Here is an 18,867-nt window from a genome sequence, read left to right on the forward strand (position 1 = left end):
GTAGCTGGGTTAAAACCAGCTCCCTGTCTGACACCGCAGAGGCGATAAAAGCGCGGTCTTTAGCCCTATTCAGTACCTCAATACGTGTGGTTATCATGGGGTTGCTCATCAATCTTGTTGCTTCCCGGTGAATGCTGGCTGGCTTCATTCTGCTAGTACTGTACGCTTCCCTGTATGCATCACTCATCGTGCAACCTGCTGCCACCGCTCGACAGAAGTGCTGTTGTTTTGGGGTGAGTGCTGATCCTTTCTGTGCCATGGTTGCTCCTGACTTGCTGTACTCCCTATTATACGCGAACTAAACTTGTATCTATCTTGCTTGATGCTGCTGTGTCCAATAACATTGGTCTTGAGCACCATCACGCGCGCACGCGATTTTTTTAAGCGTATGGTTTCGCGCCATGATCTGACCATTGGGAAGCCTTACGGACTTAGCAAAACCCAACATGTAGCCGGACTTTTCCGACGCGGTTACGCGCGCGAAGACCGTAAAATGTCCGGAGTTTTTGGCAGCGACAACGCGCGGGCGTGTATTGGTGCAGAAATTCACCACGAAAACCTGACAAAATCTGACCTGCAAGCGATCGCGTGTCAATTTCAAATTGGCTGAAATGAGGCAATACCAAGGGCAAGGCCGGATCGAGTTATGGTCTTACAAGCGATCTGAGGGGCCGATTTTTTGGTAAACAGGGCCGCCAGCGATCAACAGTTCCGGCTGGAATGCGTAGGATGAATGAAACGGTGTTCCCCTTGCATCGTGGCCCCAGTTTCCGCGCTGGGGTTTTCACAGATATCCTCGACCAAAGCGGACATCACGGGATTGACACAATGGTTAATTTTATCGACCTAAAATCTAATAGGAGATTGCAGCACAGTCACCAACTAGAATTATCCACTATACTTGGATTGTTAATCACAAGAATTATCTCAATCAGTGAGATTGTAGGAGGATCGACTCATGTTCAAGAAAATAGTCATTGGTATTTCATTCGTCGTGGCAGCAGTTTTTTCTACAGTGACGATTGGGGAAGATGCGGTAATTGCCGATCCGCAGCATTACACTGTCGAATTTGAGAACGACAGGGTTCGTGTAATACGGATCAAATACGGCCCGGGCGAGAAGTCCGTTATGCATACACATGGGCCGCACGTGACGATTTTTCTGACCGATAACACCGTTCGCATGACCTTGCCTGACGGTACATCCTCGGAAGTAACTGGAGAAGCCGGTGCCACTTCATGGACTGATGCGGATGAGCACTTACCAGAGAACCTGAGCGACAAACCGTTTGAACTTATTCTGGTCGAACTCAAGGAATAAGACTTGCAAATACCGCCGTTTCTGGTCACACGGGACGTCCGCTATTGGCCGAGGCTGTGTGAAAACTCATCAGTTTTGGCGGCCGATGGGACAGTGCTTCACTTTGACAGCGTGCAGCGATCAGACAACGATTGACAGCCCACATTGGGGCTTGAAGTGAGTGTATTCGGCAAGGTTTTACCACCATCTTTTTCAAATTCGGGTTTTCACACAGCCTCGGCCGAAAGCGGCCGGTCGCCGAGGCAATATTCTGATTGATTGAATGACCGATTTGGGAAAAGCAGACGTTCGACTGCTCAGTCTATCGGCCCACCGGAACTCAGCGCAGTGTGTATGTCGTCCAGTGCACCATTCACCACGTCCTGCATCACGCTCAGAATTTTCAGCGGCGACGCCTCCTTGCTCAGAGTAGAAATCAGGTCGCTGTCGGTTGTTATGCGATTCTTGATCATTCCACTGAGTATGGATGCGATCTCGTGATTCAGCGTCCACGCTTTATTGGATTCAATCAGGCTTCCGGCCGATTGAATCACCGAGTCGCACGTAGGTTTCGATGTCATCGCGCGTGTTCGCAATGAGGTCGTCGTCGAACACAATCTTGTCGGTCTCGAAGAGCAGCACCACAGTCGATCCTCCCAGTTCGAAGAGACCCTTGCGCTGCGCCTTCTCGACGTGCTGTTCTGCTTGAAAACGCTGCCGGATCGAACCGACAGTGAACGCGCCTACCTCGACTAACGCCATGCTGCCGAAGTGCTCGGACTCGAAGCGGGTGAGCATTCGCTGGTTCTCCGCGTAGAAGGGAACAAGCGCGCGCCGCGCGTACGGGCTCACCGCGTAGAGTCCTCCGGCGATCGTCCGCGAAGGTCCCGGTGTGCCACCGTCGGGAAAATGAAAGTGATGGTAGTCTCGCAGGTACAACCGCGTGATGAACATGCTCCCGCCGGCGAAGCGTTCGGCGAGGTTGTCGTCGCTAAGCAGTTCACGCAAGTTGAACGTCGCGCGTTTGATGCGAAACGTGGCGTCAGGTTCGATGAAGGGGTAAACCAGGGCGCGTCCGTCGGCAGGAGAGATGCACACGTCAGGATCCCATCGCATTGTCCGTCGCGACAGGTCGATTTCGCGGATGAAGAAGTCGTTAAAGCTTTCGAATTCGTCGAGGGGACGCACGATTTCATCGACATTGACGCCCAATTGTTGCACAAAGGGTTTGATGCGGCGCCGGCTCCACCGCGTCTTCTGAAACCAACCATAGAGCCGCGATACCCATCGGTGCCGAAAGACGGTGTCGGTAAGCAGCCTCCCGAAGGCTGTGTTGTATGACCAATCGAGGAACGCGTCGGCGTATATCTCGTCGTCGAGCAACTTGCCCTGCTCACGGTTGTAGTATGTCAGTGGATTCCTCTTTGTCATATTTCGATCTCGTACAGGGTGTATTCGCGTTGCGCGGGCATGGCGTCGCGCCCACCAACGAGGCCCCGCGAGCGCCCGTCCTGTGGCATCAACGCCGCCACTATCGAGCGGTACCCGAGTGTGTGTAACGATTGTGTGACATGGCAAACGGCGGCACTGCCGAGACCGGTTTGCCTCGCCGCTTCCCGCGCGCTCAATCCGATAATGTAGAACACCAGGCGATCGACGCGACGGCGCCGCATGATAAATCGCAGTCGTGCGCAAATGCTGGTTTGGCCCCTCATGGCGCGAACCGCGGCAGACAGGTCGAGAAACGCCCCGGCGAAACCGGCGAGCTCACCTCGTGGATCGGTCACGAACGTAAACAACCGCGGGTCGAGCGCGTACTTGAGCTTCGAGAACATAGCGACAAATTCGTCAATAGTGATCGGCGTGAATCCGAAAAACCCGGAGAAGGATTCGGTGAGTGCGCCATAGAGGCGAGTCAGCTCGCTATCGAAACGCGCATTGTCAAACTTGTCGAAACGGTAGCCATTGGCGACGAAATCCTGGTAGCGTGGCGTGCCCCATGTAGTCAACTGCTCGATCGCATCCCCAATGACTTCGACCGACTCCCAGTTACGCTTCGGCCGCCATCCGTAACGCTCGAAGAAGCCGGGGTAGTACGGCTTGTTGTAAGGCTCGCCGTAAAACACGGGGCGGTCGAACCCGCGCGTCATCATTCGGTAGTCGTGCCAAATGTCGAAGTTCATCGGTCCCCAGACGCGGGTGATGCCATGGACACGTCGCAGCCAGTCGATTGCCGCCGTAAAGAGCTTCTCGGCGACCGCATAGTGGTCCACGCACTCGAAGAAGCCGACGGTGCCGACTGCGCCGTCGGTTTCGCGCAAGTCGGCGTTAACCATGGCCGCTGCGTGTCCCACCGTTTTACCGCCGTCCATGGCGACGAAATTCATGCGGTCGTTGCCCGGTTTACGGCAGAATCGGTAGGACGGAGACAACTGCTCGCGCAGCGACGACTGGAAGGGCGCGATCCAGTTGTCGTCGCCGCGATAGAGTTCGGCGCCAAAGCGAACCATCCGGTCGGTCAGGGTGGTGTCGTCGCTGAAGTCGTGTACCGTCATCGTCATCTCACGACCAGGTGAAGAGCTCGCTGAAGAATTGCTCCAGCAAACCCGAAGCAAAAACCGCAAGAACGTATCCCTCGGCGAACGGACGAAGTTTGGACGATCGCGGGTTGGGGCGAAGAACGAAACGAATATGACCCGCCATGGTGATCACGTATGCGAGCAGGATGACTCCGGGGAAGAGTCCGGATAGCGACAAAGTGCGATAGAAATAGAGCCCGATGATCAAGGCCGCCGTCTGCGCGACAGTGGCAATCAACACCGCCCGGAGTCGGCCAAAGATCCGCGAATAGGTCACGTAGTCGTTCTCCTCCTCCGGTGCCCGGATCTTGCGCGAAATCTCCCACGCGAATATCGGTGCCCAATAGAAGGCGATCACCAGTGCCACCATCGACCCGCTGACTTCGTCAAGGGACAAGCCGTACTCGACGCCGAAGAGCACCATCGCATAAAGCATGAGGACGGCGACAACCGGGTTGTGGGTGGCGAGATTGAGTAACAAATTGCGCCGGAGAATCTCGGGGATGAAAAAGTATCCAAACATCAAGTACGCATAACCGAGCAGGACCAGTGCCACCCACAGCGCGGGACCGGCGGCCATGTTGGTGAGCACAAACAACACCGATGCGATGGCGAGACTCGACTTGATGTCAGAAACGCGCACGCGTCCCGATGGCACAGGTCGATCGCAGAACAGCACCCGGTCGACTTCGAGGTCCTTCAGCTCATCCATCAGCCGCAGGATGAGCAGGTGAAAAAAGAAGGTACACACGCCGATGACGCTGTACGCTGTGAACAGCGACGTTTCGAGCCCGTAAATGCTCTTCATCAGCGAGGCTACGCCGAGGTAAAGAACGGCGGCGATGGCGATGTGCACCGGTATCACGAACATTCCGGAAAAGTATGCCTGCATCCGCTCAAAGAAACTTTTTTGCCCGGGCTCGCGTGCGCGCCGCTGCAGCGTGACAATGGCCGTGACGAGGAGCACAGTCGATCCGATCTGAAGCCAAGGGCCAAACGCGGAACCGTGAAACGAGGTGACCAGCAATACCAACGCGATCAGCGGCGACAACAAATTGTCCAATCCATCGGTGGCAATGGCCTCGGTTAACATGGTGACGACGGCCACGGCCACGGCGATTTTTAGACTGTCGAAGCCAGTCAGATCGGAGAATCGCAGCAGCACCGAATAGGTGCAGAGAAACGATACGACGAAGAACGCCAGCGACCCTTCTACCGACTTGTGTCCGCGTGTGGATCGATAGTGGGTGCATCCGAAACGTAAACCCACAACGGCGGCTGCGGTGTCGGCAAACGTGAGAATCAGGACGGGAATACAATAGAGCAGAGGATCGGCCCCGGCCAGCAGGAACAACATCGCTATCGCCAGAGGGAAATAGAACTCGCCGCCCGATTCCCGGTCGACACTACCTATAACCTCGCGAAGGCGAACCGGAAACCAGTTGGTGTGGCGAAGTACGGCAAGTCCGATCGCGCTGACGCCGCAGGCAATCACCACCGGCCACCACGTGGTGAAGAGCCAGGGGAGACTCAGCGCGAGCAGTCCGCTGCCCACATGGACGATCTTTCGCGCGGTTTCGGCGTGTATGGCGACTCGTTTGCGGACCGCCGCCGTGCCCACCATGAGCCCGGAAACGCCGCCGACGGTGAGTGCGATGCCCAGATATGAATTCATTCGGCCACAACCTCTTCCACGATGAAATTGCTGTAGAAAAATGCCTTGTCCGCCTGATGGAGCCGAGCCGCTTCCGGTCGCGGTCGCAGCCGCTTTGCCAAAGTTTCAGGGCGGGTCCTGGGCACGAGCAGATTCCAATAAGCGATGCGGGTGCCGGGCGCGGCGTAGGCCGTAATGCGTTCGAGAATGCCTGTGTAGTTTTCCTCGGACATGTACTCGAATACGTCGCTCAGGTTGTAGCTGTTCACAGACCTTGCATCGTCGGAATGGAGAAAATCCTCCAGCGATTGAACGCGGCATTCGAGCCGATCGAGGTTGCTGCGAATCGCGTCGAAGTTTTCCGCCCGCAGCGCATAAGGCAACGCCGTGGGATGGCTACCAAAAAATATCCACTGCAAGTAAGAATTCTGTGACGGGTCGAGCTCGATGAGCGCGTGCCGCGCTCGCACAAGAATTCTATCGGACACGCACCCCTCGACGTATTTGAAGAAACTGGGGTCGCGGCCGGCCCATCCCATCACGAACCGGGAGAAAAAGATTCTGAACATCCTCCGCCAGCGCCAATTACTCCACACCTGCTCGTAGAACGCCTCGCGCTCAGAACGCGGCCGTGGCTCGAAAAGGCGCTCGACCGTATCGCGGCCGTGAACGGCCGGCAACACCCTGGTGCGAAACAGCCGGAAGTAGTTTTCGAATTTGCCCGCTGAGCCGATGCCACCCGCGACCGCGCCGGCCCGTGCATCCCAGAATGAACGCGTGTTCCTGGAAAGAAGCGAACGACATCGCCGATAGAGAGCAAGCCGGTCGTTGCCAGGACGCGATCCCATCAGGCGCAGCAGCTCGTTGTGTTCGAGCTCGCGATAGGCGGCAATACGCAATTCGATGCACGCGAGCTGCGCAGGATTGAGGTCAACAGCCACCACGCGTTGCGGGCCACGGCTGAGCATGGCCAGCGCATTGTCGCCGGCCGATGCAATCGCAAAGCAACTATCGCCGGGTTGAATATCGAGCGCGGCGAGAAGCACGTCGGCATCTTCCCAACACTGGGCGTAGCGCAACAGGGAGAAACTAGCGCGTGATTCCACTTCGCTGGTTACGCCGGTCACGCTTTTTCCTCGTCGCCGCCGGTGCGCCGAACGATTCCACTGGCGCCATCGAACTCGACGGTGTCGCCGTTGCTCAGCCACCGGGTCACACCGGAGATGGAGACGATCGTTGGGATGCCCATTTCTCTCGCCATGATCGCCGAATGTGACAGGAGGTTACCGCGCTCGACGAGCAGACCCGACGCAAAGGGGAACAACATGATCCAGCTTGGATCGGTGCACTCGGCTACGAGAATGTCCCCTTGCTGCAGCATGGCCGTTCGCGGGTCGGTAACCACGCGCACCGCGCCGGAAACTTGTCCCGGGCAGCAGCCGATGCCGGTACGTGTGTCGCCGCCGTCATTGGTCCCAAGCGTGGCGTCAAAACAGTTGCGATATACGACCCCGCGAGTTTCGAAGCGATCGGGCGGCGGATCCTGGCGCTCGTATTCTGCGAACTCCTCCTTGCGCAGCGATATCAGCTTGCGCAGATCGGTGGTAACGGCGGTGCCTTCGACAAAATCAAGGACCTCGCGCGTGTGCAGGTAGAAGACGTCACGGGGATCGGCGAGCGCGTCGATGTTGCTGAGACGTTTGCCCAACTCGACGAAGATGCGGCGGACGCGGCCAAAGACTCGCGTTCGTTCCAAGCGCAGGTTTTCGCGGTTACGAATGGTGTCACGGGCATTACCGAGAACCCACTCGAACGTCCAACGCTTGAGTGTTTGCGACGCTAACGTGTGGCGAACACATTCCTCTGCCTCGGCGCGCAGCGCGCACCTGTTGTTGCCCGTGTCCGTCGCGGGCCCGATATTTTGCGCGGCCAGCGCCCCGATCGCACGCAGCAGCATCGTGGGGTCGTCGTGCAGCGTGTGACTTTCCAGCTTGAGCTCGTTGATGCAGCGATCGCCGAACTCCTCGAGATAGGATTGGTAAAGCCGATGAAACTCTTCGTCGGCTTCGATTTGCGGAGTAATTTCCCTGAACTCTGCTTCGCGTAGCGCGCGCGCGAGATCCTTGTTCCCGGCGGCGATCTGGGCCATCGTTTGTAAGCGCTCCGCCGGCTCGGTGCTGACCATGCCACCGGTTGCGCACAACAAGTTGTTTTGCAGGGTGCCGGCCTCATCACCGCACCATTTGACGCACAGCTTGCACAAAATCCCATAGAAGCTCATGGCGAAGAAGTCATTGATCAATGGTGCGTCCCAGCGTGTGATCAGTCGGCTCTCCAGCAAGCGGTACTCGCCCACGAGCTCGTTCGCGCGCAGCGTCGCCAGATCGGGACGCGTGGTCAGCGCCGCTTCGACGCGCCCGTAGAATCGCCGAATCTTGAAATCGAGAGTAAAGAGATTTACAACGATCGAAATTGACGTCCTCAGCAAGCGAAAACACTCCGCTAGGCGTGATGGCAGCGATCGTTTCGTCGCCGTACCCAGCGCCTCTTCGGGGATCGGTTCCTGCAACCCGATCATTTGCTCGAAAAAAGTGGCGTTGGTGCGGTAACCGGGTGTCTGGGCGAGCAGCCGGTACCAGTTGAGCACGTTGTAGTACACGCGTCCGCGGATCAGCCCGATCATGTTCTTCAGGGCGGCGCGATTGTCATCGATACGTGCTTCCGGAATGGCGAAAATGCGACACAGTTGTGTGTACACGCCCTCGTAGGCGTTGCGCGCGAACGAAAACGTCAGGGGTGTGGTCACGCCGCGGTAACTCTCGGCGATGTTGCTGTTGTCCCAAATGTTAAGCGCGCCGCCGACGTCAGCGGTGATGGCGAACGAGGTGATGGGACGCGATTGCAACAGGTAGAGTTCTCCGGACGCCATCGCCCACTCGATATCCTGTGGCCGGCCGAAAAAGGTCTCCGCCTTGCGCACGAGTCTGGCCACCGATGCGACCTCGGTGTCGGAAAGCGCCCACTGTTCGGTTCGTCCTGCGTCCACAGCTACCGCTGCCACACCTTCCCGGGCCGAGGAGGAAAATCGGTGCTCGATCGTCTTTGTCGCCAACTCGCATGAGACCACAGCGCCGTGGCAGTCGACGCGATGGGTATCGGCGTCGGCATCGCCCGAAACCAGCGCCGTACCCACGCCGAAAACTGATCCCACCACCGCGATGCCCCGATCACCGCTAACCGGGTCGATGCTGAAGGCCACGCCAGAGACGTCGGCGTCGACCATTATCTGAATCAACACGGCTGGGACGCCGGGCGACGGCGAGAGTCCATGCTCCTTGCGATAGGCAAACACACGTTCGCCGAATCCAGAACGCCAAACGTCCGCAACACGGCACGGCACGTTCTCGAGCGAGACGAACAGATAGCTCTCCAATTGTCCCGCGAAAGAATGCTGGGCCGAATCCTCGTCCGCCGCCGACGAACGAACCGCAAAGCGCTGTCCGTCGCCCGCGAGTGTGTGCAGCTCGCTCATCAACGCCGACTTGACGTCGGGAGCCATCATCAGGTTGTCTAACAGCGCAGTAACGTCGTCGTAGGTCGTCGCTATGGCGAGGGCTTCGCGCTGCGCCTCAGTGACGCTTCGGTCGAAGGCGTCCGGTGCAAGCACGATCCACGGCGGCACCGGAAAATCGGTGTCGCCAAGTGCGGCCAGCGCACCCGCTTTGCCGCCCAACGGTTGCGCCGGCGTCGCCTGGTCAAAACGGATAATGCAGGACGACCCGTGTTCATCTGCTAGCGGTTTGGGTATCGCAGTCACGATTTGCCTTCGCGACCTTCGTCGAAGTTTCCACGCGCGAACCGTTCGTGGGCCTGCGTGAACTCGCGCGCACAGATGGCGCCGACAATCGAGAGCTCGCCAGCCATGCATAACGCGGCAACCACTTCGGCTAGTTCGTGTGCCCGGCCCGGTTTCTTGAGGCCGAGGATGTCGAGACACGCGCTCTGACTGGGAAGCTGTGTGCCGCCACCAACCGTTGCTACCATCAAATTGGGCAGCGTCACGCACAGGTGCAGGTCACCGTTTTCGGTGGTTTCAAAACGCGTTATCCCCACGGCCGACTCGGCGACGCAAGCCACATCCTGCCCACAGGCGAGGTAAAGTGCAGCCAGTCCATTGGCGTAGTGTCCTTGGGTGCCGATCGATCCGATCAGCAGGCTGGCTGCGGTGGCGAAGTTCGAGTAGCGGGTGATGTCTGCGGGAGTGGCGTGCAGTCGTTTCTCGACCAGATCCCTGGGCACGAACACTTCTGCAGTAACCTTGCGCCCGCGCACCGTCTGGAAGGATTGAATCGTCGCCTTCTTGTCGCCGGACAGATTGGACTCGGAGAAGTAAACCTTGGGCTTGATCGGGCTTTTTTCCAGGATGTATTTGCACATCGCTTCCGATGCGATGGTGGTCATGTTCTGGCCAGATGCATCACACGTGAAGAAATCGAACAGAAAGTAGACGTGGTTGCCCTCGAGGTTGAACTTGATGTCAATGAGTCTGCCGTGCTGTGTGGTTTTCTCGGCGGCGCGACGCAGTTTCTTGATATTGCGCATCGTCCAAATGAGAAAGTTCGACGCCTCGGCGAGGTTGTTGAACACAAAACCCGGGGCGCGGCTCACTCCCTCGTTCGCCAGAATGGTAGTGCAACCGCCGGCTTCGCTAATCACGCGCGCACCGCGATTATACGACGCTACCAGCGTCGCCTCGGTGGTCGCCAATGGATAATAGTAGTCGCCCTGCGCGAACATACCGTTGATGCGCAACGGGCCGGCGACACCCACCGGAACCTTCACCGTGCCGATAAAATTCTCCACGTTGCAGCGAAATCTCTCGCGCAGGCTCATCGACGTGTCGTCGGCGATAACTTCCCGGGCGGCATCGTCAACGGGAAGCACCTGCCAGCGCGCCGCTATCGTTTCTTCATCGGTGCCACGGGGGATGGGCGGCGGAAGTGCGTTGTGTTTGGGTCGAAGCCCATTCTTCCAGTCCAACTGTTCGTGGACGTCGTCAAGGTAGTCGAGGAAGTTTTGCAGTCGATTGAAATCTGTTGCCATGTTTAAACCCCTTCGGATGTTATTCGGCGTGCCGCCTGCTAAACAAAAACGAAATGAACGCGGGCAGCAGTACTAAATCTGTCACCAGCGCCGCCAACACTGCGACTGCCATCAAAAGGCCCGAGTTGCCGATGGCGTCGCTGCCGGCAAGCGAGATGACGAAGAAGCCCGCGCAAAAAACAAAACTCGTCATTACCACCGCGACCCCACTGGCTCGCGCCACTGCGCGCATCGCGTCGTCGAGAGCGGCGCCGGTAGCGAGCTCGCGCCGTAGCCGGTGCAGAATGTGCACGGTATCGTCGACGATCACGCCCAGCATCACTGCGGCAACGGTAACGGTGGCGATGTCCAGCTCGATGCCGGCGAATCCCATCACACCGAGCAGCATCGCTACGGGGAGCAGATTGGGCGGGATGGCCACCAGGGCGAAACGCCAGGAGCGCAGCACCAATGACACGACCAAGAAAACCATCACAAACGCGAGGCTGAAGCTCTTCACCTGGTCGCCGACCAGGTGTTCGATCATCTGGCTGTACAGCGGCAGATAGCCGCTCATAGAGACCTCGGCTTGGTCGCCGACGGCCGCTTGCGCCGTCGCACTCGCTCGCTCGGCTACTTCGATAAAGCCGCCGGCGCTCATCCCCGATGTGGTCGCCGTGAGTCGCAGCGTACGCCCGTCGGCCGCTACCAGGTGGTCGAGTATGTCGCTATTGCCGGTGCGTTCGAGCAGTGCCACCGTCATTTCGATCACATCGTCGCTTTCCGGCACCCACGGCCGAGGGATCACATCTCCGCTGGCACCTACATAAAAGTCGCGTAGCACATCGGCGATCGTGGTCGTGCGCCCGATAGCCGCGTCCGCTTCCAATGCCGTTTGCGCGGCAGCCACCGCGGCGAATAACTCACTGTCCATCCAGTTGTCGCCGCTCGTTCGCAGCGTCATCTCTAGAGGAAAATAGGGGCCGGCCGTGCGCTCAATGGCATCGGCGTCCCGCCGGGCCACGTTGTCTTCGGGAAGGAATCCAATGCTGTTCGTGTCCACGACGATCCTGGCCGCGCCCACTATCGAGACTGCGACGACGAGCGACGTCACCACCAGCACGGTGGCGCGGCGGCGCATGGAAAACATCATGATGCACTCGACGATCTTGGCCAGCCACGCAATTGAGCGGTCGGGCGGACGCAGTCGCGACACCCGCGGCAGCAGCGCCGACATCCCCGCCACTGCGAACACGAACGCGAACACCACGCCGATGGCAGCGAACAAACCATAGTCGCGTGTAACGGCCATGCTCGCCGTCGTCAGTGACAGGAACGCCACTGCTGTGGTGACCGTGTTGAATGCGCACGGTATGGTCACTTCGGCGAGTGTGGTCGTGAGAGCCTGGATCGAGTTGCGCGCTCGGCCCAGGGCGATGTCGAGGTCGGTGGTCATGTGAACGACGTTGGCGACGCCGAGTATCATCACCACCGGAGGCAGCGCTATCGTGACCATATTGACGGAGCGGCCGAGGAGCGACATGACTCCGAGCAGGGCGATGTCCGCCAGAGCGACCACCAATAGGGCGAGGACCGTCCACAGGCATCGCCGTGTGATCAGGAAAAGCGTGGCGGCGATGACCAGGTAGGACAGGCCGATGAAGAGGCTGCCCTCACCGATGGTCGCGCGGTTGAGCGCGTCATGGAGGACACCGATTCCGCCGTAGCTCGAATGCTCGGCTTCGTTTAGTTCTGCCTCGGTGGCGGTACGGATCGCTTCGAGTATGCGCGGCCGCTCGATGTCAATGTCGCGGTTGGCCTCCATCCACGCGAACACCAAGAGCGTCGAGCCGTCGCGCCCGACCAGTCGCGATGCCAGTCCGTCAATAGCGACCACCGCGCGGGCGCGCAGCAGATCGTCGTTGCCAACAGGGAGGTCGACTGCGGGAACGAGCCGCGGCTCAGCGCCGGCCACGAGAACGCCGGTGTTGGCCAAGCTATGCACCCGGGCAACGCCGCCGATTTCTTCCAGGGCGCTACTCAGGTGGGCGAGTCGTTCCAAGCGGTCGGGCGCGAACACGTCGTCCGAACCGTGAATCGCGATGACGACCACCTCATCGTTGCCGAACTCTTCGAGGAATGTCTGGTACGAAACCAGTGCGGGGTCATCCTCGACGAACCACGCCTCAATCGAGTTGTCGATGCTGAGTCTGCTTGCAAACACGCCGAGCACGATGGTCAGCACGAGCGCTACCGATACCACGACGATGCGTCGTTGCACGAGAAAGTAGACGAATTTGGTCAGCATGAGCGTTTCCTATTCGTGGCTAACCGCAAAACTCCTTTGTTTACTAAGGTGGGAGGAACTCAGCCATGTGAGTCCTTCCGCTTATGGTCATGGAACAACCATACCCAGGCATGGCATACACGGGACTTACACAGGACTTACAATTCACTTACAATTCACTTACACAATGCGCTCAGCGGCAGGTGATTATGGTGAAACGCTACGTAAGGCTGTTACGGCCGATATCGTGGCTTCAATCGGTCTCAGGCTTGTCTTTGCGGGACCCAAGTAGATGGTCGATTGCCGCACTAACAAGTGCTGCACTTGTTACCAGAATGACCTGTGCATTTATGTCTGCTATCGACCCAAAGCCGACCATTCCCTAAAACTGTCGGCGCAATTTACAGGCTGTACAGCAATGGAGTCGTAACTCGCTGATTTTGTTGCGCGACACTTTGATTTATCGCTGGCGTTTCTGGCTTGACAACTTCAGGATCAGCGACCATATACTAGTTTTTGGTCCTAAAGACACGCATGCAACATTCGGCCGTCAGGTTCGCAAAAATCAGCCGCCCGCGTCTGCCGAAGATCGCGTCCCGGCCCCGATTGTTCACGCTGCTGGATGAGGGCAGGCAAAGGTCAATAATCTGGGTATCCGGCTCGCCCGGGTCGGGCAAGACCACGCTGGTTGCCGATTATCTCGATACCTGGGCAGTTGATGATGTTTGGTACCAAGCCGATGAAAGCGACGGCGATGTCGCCACCTTCTTTTATTACCTGTCCCGGGCGGTCACTGATTCGGACGATAGCGATGCCAAGCCCCTGCCGGCCTTTTCTCCCCAGTATCTGAGCGATCTCCCGGCGTTCTCTCACGGTTATTTTCGCGAGCTTTTCGCCCGCCTGGCGCAGCCTTTCGCTGTGGTTATCGACAATTTCCAGGATGTGCCCGCCAAATCGCAATTTCATGATGTGATTCGTAATGGCCTGGCCGAGATACCTCAAGGGTGTTGCGTGGTCATCATCAGCCGGGAAGAGCCGCCGGCCTGGATGGCGAGAATCAGGGCGAACCAGCGCATGCTCGCGCTCGACCAGTCCGACATGAGGCTCACGCGAGAAGAATCCGATGCCGTCATCCGCGTTCGCGGGCACGAATTTGACGAAGAGGCCTGTGAGCGATTATTTCAGCGAACCCGTGGGTGGGTCGCCGGTCTGGTCCTGATGCTCGAGCAACAGCACGGGAGCAGACCGATACATGACGTTCAGGAAGATTCTACGCCACAGGTGATTTTCGATTACCTGGCGGCCGAGGTCATCAAACGGCTGCCCGATCAAGATTATGAATTGATGTTGCAGACCTGTTTGCTGCCGCAGGTTACCGCAAAGCAGGCCGATACGCTAACTAACCGCAACGACACAGAAAATATTCTGAGTGTTCTCGCGCGCAACGATTTCTTCGTCACTTCCAGGCACGGTCTGGATGAAATCATCTATGAATATCATCCCTTGCTGCGTGAGTTCTTGTTGGGCAGGGCCAAAGTAAAGCTGGGCAAGAAGGAATTCGCAGAACTGCAGGAGCGTGCGGCGAGCCTGCTGGAGCAGGAAGGACAAATCGAGGATGCGATCAATCTGCGCGTCGAAAACCGACAATGGGATGAACTGGCCAAGCTCGTCAAGCAACATGCAGCGACGGTGCTGGGGCAGGGGCGCGACGAAACCTTGCAGGAATGGCTGGAGAAGTTACCCTCCAAATTCGTGGAAGGTGATCCCTGGATGTCTTACTGGATGGGTGCTTGTCGTACCGCGTATGCGCCGGTGGAAAGCCAGCTTTTCTGCGAGCGCGCTTACACGATGTTCCGCGAACAGCAACCGGTCGATCGGGATGGGCTTTTCATGGCCTGTGGCGGCGTGCTGGACGCGATTTTGTACGATCTTAACGACCTGAGCCCGCTGGATCACTGGATCAGTGAAGTCGAGCGGCTGCTGGTGGAATACCCGGATTTCCCCGAACACCCTTATGGCGCCAGGGTGACCTACAACATGTACCTGTCGCTGGCCTATCGGCAGACCTCACACCCGGAAATCGAGCATTGGGCGGAACGTACGGTTGGCGTAATCGAAAAGGCGCACGATTCGGCTACCCGCTTACGGGCTGTGACCATGCTGTGTTCCGGGATTGTCTGGACCGGGCGCTTTGACGTTGCGCGGACGTTTATCGAATCCATACGCCAGATTGTCGATGAACCGGATGTGCCACCGATCGCGGTCACCACCTTGCATGCGTTCGAGGCCATGCATTACATGCTCCTGGGACAACACGAAGATTGTCTGAAGGTCGCCGGTCAGGGTCTGAAAGCGGCGCGAGACAGTGGTATTCATGTGTGGCGGAACACGACGCTGATTTTTGGTGGGGCCGGGGCGCTGGGCGCCGGGGACTTTGAAATCGCAGAAAGCATGTTGGCACAAATCGATGAGGACGCATTAAAAGCCAGGCGCTTCGATGCCAGTTTGTATTATCTTGTCCGTGCCTGGATCGCGATGGAAAGGAGTGATCCGCAGGATGCTTTCAATCAGCAGAGGACCGCGCTGAGGCTGATCCAGGAACTCGGTCTGCCGTTTTTCGAAGCCATCATGAGGATCGGTATGGCACAGATTCAGTTTGAACTCGGCGATACCCGGAAAAGCTTCGAGCACTTGAAAAAGGTCAGAAGATTTGTCCGGGCCATCGACAACCGTCTATTCGAGTTTTCGAGTCTCCTGATCTATGCCTATCTGGCGTTCGAGTACCACCGCAAGTCGCAGGGACTGCGCGCCTTGAGTGCGGCGCTAAAATTGGGCCGGGAAAATAATTATTCATTCACCTTCTGGTGGCAAAGGCGGTTGATGGCCAGGTTGGCTGTCATCGCCTTACGCAGCGGGATTGAACCTGAATACGTCAAGTGGCTGATTGTAAAACGGCGACTGATGCCCGATAAGCCACCATTGGATGTCGAAGGTTGGCCGTGGATGTTCAGAGTCACGACGATGGGAAAATTCCATATTGAGTGGGTCGGGCAGGCGGCCAGGAAAAAGAAAGGCAAGGCACAGGGAAGGCCCATCGAGCTGCTACAGGTAATCATTGCTTTTGGCGGGATAGATGTTCGCGTACAGAAAATTGCCGATGCTATGTGGCCGCACATCGACAGCGACTACGCCAACCGTTCTTTCAACACGACACTTCACCGCCTACGCAACATCCTCGGCGATGAGCAGGCGCTGATTCTCGAAGGTGGCCGGCTGAGCCTTAATCCGAGTCTTTTCTGGCTCGATCTCTGGGCGATGGAGCAGGCGCAGAAGCAGGTCAGCGGGATGATCGCCGGTGAAATCGCCGGAGGCCTCGATGACATCAGGGCAGTGGTTGGCAAGATCATGAATATCTACCAGGGTGCTTTCCTTGGCGATGAAGAAGCGTCCTGGGCGATTGGTATACGCGAGCAGGTCAGAAACCGATTCACACGATTCACCAGCCAGATTGTCAATTATTTCAATGCAAATGATTGTCCGGACGAAGCGATTGACTTGCTCGAGCATGCCCTCGAGACCGATGACCGATCGGAAAGTCTTTACAGGCTGTTAATGCTTTGCCACGCGGAGCAGGGACGCAAGGCCGAAGCCATAGAAGTGTACAACCGCTGTCGGACCACGCTAGAAGGCACACTGGGCGTAACCCCATCACCGGAAACCGAAAAAATTTATCAGCAGATTCGAGGCTGACAGGTTTTGCCGCTGTCATGGCCTCGCGGCCGAAAGCGGACATTAAAGGCTGAAAACCGTCGTTCCTGGTGAAAGGTCGCTTTACGACCCAAAGCGGACATTCAATGAACCTTGCGGACATTCTATGACCAAGCTGCTGCAACGCCTGTCTAAGAGAAATGTGCCACGAGTCGGAGTTGCCTACCTGGCAGTCTCCTGGGTGGTGCTACAGATCGTCGACGTACTTACGTCAATGCTCGATTTGCCTGCATGGATCGGGCCGTTAAGCATAATAACTTTGCTAATCGGATTTCCCATCGTACTGATGCTGTCGTGGACCTACCGATTTACTCCAGAGGGCCGGTTAGATCGCGAGAACGATGACATAGATTCTCCGGTGACAGCATTCGGTGGGCGGAAAATTGATTTCGTGATTATCGGCGCGCTGTCTGCTGTTGTTGTTGTGTTGGTAGTCAGTCGAGTCATTGGGCAAGATGGACCGAGCCATCGTATTTCAGATCAGCCGGTCGTCTCAAAATACACGAAGCTCACCGATGCTCGGATCGTGCTCCCGCCCGTGTCCAGCCCTTTGCCGATCGTTGCGGATGAGTCTCGCATCTTTTTCACGAATTTCGAGACCGGATACTACGGGATAAGTCAGGTACCAATACAGGGTGGTGGACATAGTCCATTCGAAACGCCATTTAACGTCGAACAGGTGGGTGTTATTGCGTCCGCAATAATCCCGAAAAAGTCATTAATGTATCTTGAGGTATTTGATCTGGAATTTGGTGCCCGCGAACCTATCGGATGGGAGATTCCGATCGTCAGCGGTAGTCCAAAACGGATTGGTCCATCTCGATCGACTTCATTCTCATTGGATGGCAAACAGAAAGTGTTCATGCGATTCAATTCGGACGTTCATATCTCAAACGCCGACGGAACAGATGATAGAAAGATAGCAACAATGCCGCACCGATCATACTGGCCGCGGATTTCGCCGGATGGAACGCGAGTGAGGGTTACTGATTTTCTGGACGATTTCGCCGGGACAATTTGGGAGATTGATCTTGCCAGTGGTGAAGCCGCCAGAATCTTTTCCGACATGGATGTCCATGCAATGTGCTGTGGTTCATGGACCAATGACGGTGGGTATTATGTGTTCCAGGCACGCGATGATGAGGGCACGCAACTGTGGGCGGCCAAGGATACTGGCGACGGAAAATACTGGGAACCATTTCAAATAACGACTGGAGTCATCGACTTTCTTCGGCCGACAATGGAGGTGGGTGGAGATCGAATATTCGCGATCGGCTGGCAATTGCGTGGCGAGATTATGCAATTTAATAAGGAGACCGGCTCGATCGAAGGTATTGAAGGAATGCGGTCGTTGTCGGCCGAGCATTTGCAAATCTCTCCCGACGGATCGACGGCAGCCTATGTGGCCTATCCAGGTGGCACGCTATGGCTCAAGGATTTAACAACCGGCGAGAGTACGCAGCTTTCGTTCGAGCCGATGCGCATTGCCAGTCCTTCATGGGCGCAGGACGGGAAATCGATAGCGTTTGAAGGATGGGTGCCTGGCGACGAACATGGGATCTATGTCATTTCCACAAAGGGCGGTGAGCCTGAGCGACTATCAACGGAAGGAAAGTATAGCTGGTCGCCGAGCTGGTCACCGGATGGCAATCTTCTTTCGTTTAACGAGGCAGGCAAAGAATCGCCGGTATTTTGGGACATGGTCGCTGGGCAAATGGCGAAGATACAGACGTCGAGCCCAATTTACGGTTTGAGGTGGTCGCCGGACGCCCGCTTTGCTGCCGGTATTGTCGACGGAAAAATCGCCCTGCTTGATATGGAGACCCTGGATGTCTCCGAGTTGACCGATGGATCCGCATTCTATGGGCTTATGTTTTGGTCGGCCGACGGACAAAGTCTTTTTCTTGTTGACTCATGGAAGAAAGGCCGCAGGCGGGCGGTTCATCGGCTGGACATCAAGACTCGAGAAATCGTCGAGATGATTCGCATTGGCAAGGAGATGCAGGTTTGGGGTACCACCGGGCCATGGGTCGGTGTTGAGCCAGACGGCACCGTGATTCTGCTCCGCGATCACAGCATTCACAACATTTACGCGCTTGAATGGGAGAGACAGTAGGCACCCGAACGTCCGCTATTGGCCGAAAGCGGACATTCCGGAAGTGCTGATCTAGACCGCTTCTGACGTCTGCTAACGACC

Annotated in this window: 11 protein-coding genes and 1 pseudogene (1 of these 12 only partly in view); 3 read left to right on the plus strand and 9 right to left on the minus strand. The window is 57.1% G+C overall.

The window, feature by feature from the left end:
* Positions 1–259: pseudogene (locus tag IIA05_09175) on the minus strand (terminase small subunit); it reaches 221 nt to the left of the window's first position.
* Positions 260–958: 699 nt separating this feature from the next.
* Here IIA05_09175 and IIA05_09180 point away from each other — a divergent pair.
* Positions 959–1,321, plus strand: coding sequence for a cytoplasmic protein (locus IIA05_09180; protein ID MCH9027272.1), 363 nt, complete (start codon positions 959–961; stop codon positions 1,319–1,321).
* A gap of 296 nt (positions 1,322–1,617) precedes the next feature.
* On the opposite strand, the gene IIA05_09185 is transcribed toward IIA05_09180, so the two are convergent.
* From IIA05_09185 to IIA05_09220, 8 genes are read right to left on the minus strand one after another with little or no spacing between them, the layout of a single operon-like run.
* Positions 1,618–1,854: a hypothetical protein gene (locus IIA05_09185; protein ID MCH9027273.1), complete on the minus strand. Its 237-nt coding sequence runs from the start codon at positions 1,852–1,854 to the stop codon at positions 1,618–1,620.
* Positions 1,826–2,731 carry a phosphatidylserine decarboxylase gene (gene psd / locus IIA05_09190; GenBank protein MCH9027274.1) on the minus strand — a complete coding sequence of 302 codons (906 nt, stop codon included), beginning with the start codon at positions 2,729–2,731 and terminating at the stop codon, positions 1,826–1,828. Before psd ends, IIA05_09185 begins: the two co-directional genes overlap by 29 nt.
* Positions 2,728–3,855, minus strand: a complete 1,128-nt coding sequence (locus tag IIA05_09195) for a hypothetical protein (protein ID MCH9027275.1) — start codon at positions 3,853–3,855, stop codon at positions 2,728–2,730. Before IIA05_09195 ends, psd begins: the two co-directional genes overlap by 4 nt.
* A gap of 7 nt (positions 3,856–3,862) precedes the next feature.
* Entirely contained in the window at positions 3,863–5,554 is a 1,692-nt protein-coding gene (locus IIA05_09200; GenBank protein MCH9027276.1) for a hypothetical protein, read from the minus strand.
* Positions 5,551–6,660: a DUF3419 family protein gene (locus tag IIA05_09205; protein ID MCH9027277.1), complete on the minus strand. Its 1,110-nt coding sequence runs from the start codon at positions 6,658–6,660 to the stop codon at positions 5,551–5,553. Before IIA05_09205 ends, IIA05_09200 begins: the two co-directional genes overlap by 4 nt.
* Positions 6,657–9,461 (minus strand): phosphoenolpyruvate synthase, encoded by a 2,805-nt coding sequence (locus tag IIA05_09210; GenBank protein MCH9027278.1) that lies wholly within the window; start codon positions 9,459–9,461, stop codon positions 6,657–6,659. Before IIA05_09210 ends, IIA05_09205 begins: the two co-directional genes overlap by 4 nt.
* A complete protein-coding gene (locus IIA05_09215; GenBank protein ID MCH9027279.1) occupies positions 9,347–10,636 on the minus strand; it encodes a hydroxymethylglutaryl-CoA reductase in 1,290 nt (429 codons plus the stop codon). The genes IIA05_09210 and IIA05_09215 overlap by 115 nt, the downstream gene beginning before the upstream one ends.
* A 19-nt stretch (positions 10,637–10,655) precedes the next feature.
* Positions 10,656–12,923 (minus strand): MMPL family transporter, encoded by a 2,268-nt coding sequence (locus tag IIA05_09220; protein ID MCH9027280.1) that lies wholly within the window; start codon positions 12,921–12,923, stop codon positions 10,656–10,658.
* A 513-nt stretch (positions 12,924–13,436) separates the two neighbouring features.
* Here IIA05_09220 and IIA05_09225 point away from each other — a divergent pair.
* Positions 13,437–16,652: a hypothetical protein gene (locus IIA05_09225; protein MCH9027281.1), complete on the plus strand. Its 3,216-nt coding sequence runs from the start codon at positions 13,437–13,439 to the stop codon at positions 16,650–16,652.
* A 124-nt stretch (positions 16,653–16,776) separates the two neighbouring features.
* Positions 16,777–18,786, plus strand: coding sequence for a PD40 domain-containing protein (locus IIA05_09230; protein ID MCH9027282.1), 2,010 nt, complete (start codon positions 16,777–16,779; stop codon positions 18,784–18,786).
* The last annotated feature ends 81 nt before the right edge of the window (positions 18,787–18,867 follow it).

It is taken from the genome of Pseudomonadota bacterium (assembly GCA_022572885.1).
Lineage (GTDB): Bacteria > Pseudomonadota > Gammaproteobacteria > Steroidobacterales > MnTg04 > MnTg04.